The sequence below is a fragment of the Variovorax sp. 22077 genome, assembly GCF_052044195.1.
Lineage (GTDB): Bacteria > Pseudomonadota > Gammaproteobacteria > Burkholderiales > Burkholderiaceae_C > Variovorax > Variovorax atrisoli.
Map to the genome: position 1 here is coordinate 1 of NZ_JBQEQC010000058.1, position 3,202 is coordinate 3,202.

At 59.6% G+C, this 3,202-nt stretch carries 1 protein-coding gene; it reads right to left on the reverse strand.

The annotated features are described in order from the left end of the window. Positions 1–710: 710 nt before the first annotated feature. On the reverse strand, positions 711–3,202 hold a 2,492-nt coding region (locus ACTJLF_RS34400; RefSeq protein ID WP_440884870.1), incomplete at its 5' end, for an RHS repeat-associated core domain-containing protein.

A 3,202-nucleotide genomic window follows, 5' to 3' on the forward strand; every position in this document is an offset into this window, starting at 1 on the left:
CCGCTGTCATGCGGTTGAAGCCGTCCCATGCGAAGACGGTGCGCCAGCCGTTGCGTACGCGCTCGGTCATGTTGCCGCGCTCGTCGTAGCGGTAGCTGGTGCCGGCGTAGTTCTTCAGCAGGCTGTCCAGCAGCTTGCCGGCTGTGCATATCTCCTGAAACGAAACTCCATTTGGTCCCGAGCATGAATTTCAGCTCTGCCCTTTTTACTCTTTAGGCCAATACGGTCCGTGGATGTAAATCACCCAACAGCAAAAGAACGCTGCTCCAAGTGCGCTCGATCGCCTCTGCCACTTACTCGTTATTGACGACCATTGCTGGAAATCATGCCTTCAACTGACGAAAGCTTCAAAAAAAATACTTGTGTGTCATATCTTCTACTCGTTCTCGAAAAACTATAAAACTCTGCTGGCGCAAAATCTCCCTCGAGGAGAAATTTTCGAAGCAGAAATTCCGCATATTCAAATGCTTCATCGGACATAAAAAGCGTTAATCTCCCATCCCTGATTTCCAGATGATTTTCGTCTTTTCGCTTAAGCTCCATTTTCGCGGCGCCAATCGAATTTTTTTTGTACTGCAAACAATCAATCACGGTCGCATCAGTACCATGATTGAGAAAAAGTGAAACAGCATCCAGAAATCTTATAACACCTTCTCGATCGAATCGTATTGTCAATTCATCCGCACTAAACGGACCAATGTTAAAAATTATCATGGGCAACCCAAAGGAACATGAACATTTTTCGTCACCAGAAAATTTCCTGTTGGCTGGCCATTATTAATTTTTGGCGACAAAAATTCAAAATGAACATGAGGCGTGTTCGGGACATTCGGTGAGCCCATGCCATGCCCACCTGAGTAATCGCTGGGTCCAACTCTGAATTGCCGAGTGCCGTCGATGCTTCGCCATTTTCCGGGACCAACTTTCACCATTTCGTCTCCGAGAAATTTATCTCTAGCAACACCAATTGCAGATGGGCATATTCTTCGCCGCCATTCGGACAACTGTTGGGTCGAAGCCCTGCTCGAACTGTCCTTGCCAGAGACAACCGTAGGAGATCTTCCAGTTGAGACATATTTCAAGCCCAGAGGATCGATCCACTGCGTGGGGCTTGGTACATATAAATGCAGGTGCCCGCCACCGGCCAAGCCAATTGGATCGGAACTAACAAATGTTCCGCCGACCGGATCGTAGTACCGATACCTGTTGTAGTGCAGCCCCGTCTCTTCATCCCAGTACTGCCCCTGAAACCGAATCGGATTCCTGAACCCCGCCCTTCTCCCGGCTTCGCTGATCGCCTCCCGCGCCTCTCCCCATGCCCTGTACTGCGCCGACCAGGCAATGCTCCCCTCATGGTCTGTCAGCTCCTGCGGCGTGCCCAGGTGATCGCACTGATAGAACGCCATCTCCCTTCTGTCAAACGGCCGCGGCACCTGCCTCTGCTCGCCGTTCCACAGCGGATCCTGCTCGATGTCGTAGACGCCGCCGTTGGCCTCCATCAGCGCCTTCGCATCCGTCGTCTCGCTCAGCGCCATCGCGCTCGCGCGGCGCACCTGCATCAGCGGCACGAACGAGTTCGGCTCGTGGATGTAGTGCACGCTCCAGCCGTGCTCGCCGCCCTCCTCGATCGCTGAGCTGCTCTGCGTGCTCTCGAATGCGAGCACGTCGCCGTCCCAGCCGAACAGCGTCGTGGTGTCGCCCGAACTCTTGGAAAGACGACGCCCCAGCGCGTCATAACTGAAGGTGGTGGTGATGCCGCTGTGGTCGGTCGCTGCGGTCATGCGGTTGAAGCCGTCCCATGCGAATACAGTTCGCCAGCCGTTGCGCACGCGCTCGGTCATGTTGCCGTGTTCGTCGTAGCGGTAGCTGGTGCCGGCGTAGTTCTTCAGCAGGTTGTCCAGCAGCTTGCCGGCCGGGTGCCTCAGGGGATCGTTGGCTGGGGGCGGGTCGACGATGTTGCCTGCGGGGTCGAAAGCGAAGGTCTCGCGCCCGAGGCGGCTGTTGGCTTCGAGCAGGCGGCCCACCGGGTCGTAGCGGTAGTTCAGGCTGCCTCGGCGGCTGTCGCCGATGGTCACCAACTGGCCAGCCTTGTCGTAGGTGTAGCGGCGCTGGATGCCGGTGGTCGATTCGATAGCGCCTGGCCTTGTGCGGGAGATGTGCTGTTCGAGCAGCCGGCCCGCCGGGTCGTATTTCTGCCGCTGGCTCAGTCCGTTGCCTTGCTCGCGTGCGATCTCCCGGTGCAGGTCGTCGCGCTCGAAGCCGAGGATGTCCTGGCCGTCGATCATCAGGCCGTGCACATGGCCGGAGCCGTATGTCAGCCACTGGGTGACATGCCCGTCGGGCCGTACGGTGGCGACGCGATGGTTGAGTTCGTCGTAGCGGTGCTGCCAGACTGCCGTGCGCTTGCGCTCCAGGTAATGATGGTGCTCGCGCGTCAGGTTGCCGGCCGGGTCGTAGAACCACTGCAGGCGCGCATCGCTGTTGGTCGCCTCGAGCAGGCGGCCGTTGCGGTCGTAGGCGAAACGTTCGGATTGCCCGCCGGCGCGGCGTTCGCTCAGGCGGCCGAGTGGATCGAATTCGAGCTCGGTGCGGTGGCCGGCCTCGATCACTTCGGCGAGCACGCCCGTTGTCTCTTCGTGGACGTACTGGGTGGCCTTGCGGTCGAAGCCGGTTTCTTCCAGCAGTCGGCCCACCGGGTCGTAGCGGAAGTCGTAGCGGCTGCCGTTCTCGTTGTGCAGTTCGGTCAGGCGGCCCAGCAGGTCCCAGTGGTACCTGAGCGAACGGCCGGCGGCGTCGGTGCGGCCGGCGATCAGGCCGGCGCGCGTGTAGCTGTAGCGCGTGGCGCGCCCCAGCGCGTCGGTGTGCACGAGCAAGCGACCTTCGGCGTCGTGCTCGAAATGCTCGCTCGTCCTGTCGGGCTGTTCGATCTCTTCGAGCTGGCCGGCGGCATAGCGATAGCTGGTGGCGTTGCCGGCGGCATCGGTGGCCTTGACCAGGCGGCCTCGACCGTCGTATTCCCAGCGGCTGGTCTTGGCGGAGCAGTCGGTGTAGCTCAGCAGCTGGCCGGATGGGGAATAGGCGAGCACCTTGACGCCGCCCTTCGCGTCGGTGATGCGCACGGGCCTGCCGGCCTTGTCGTAGGCGTATTCGGTCTTGTGGCCCAGCGGATCGATCTCTTCGGTGAGATGGCCCTGCGCGTCGT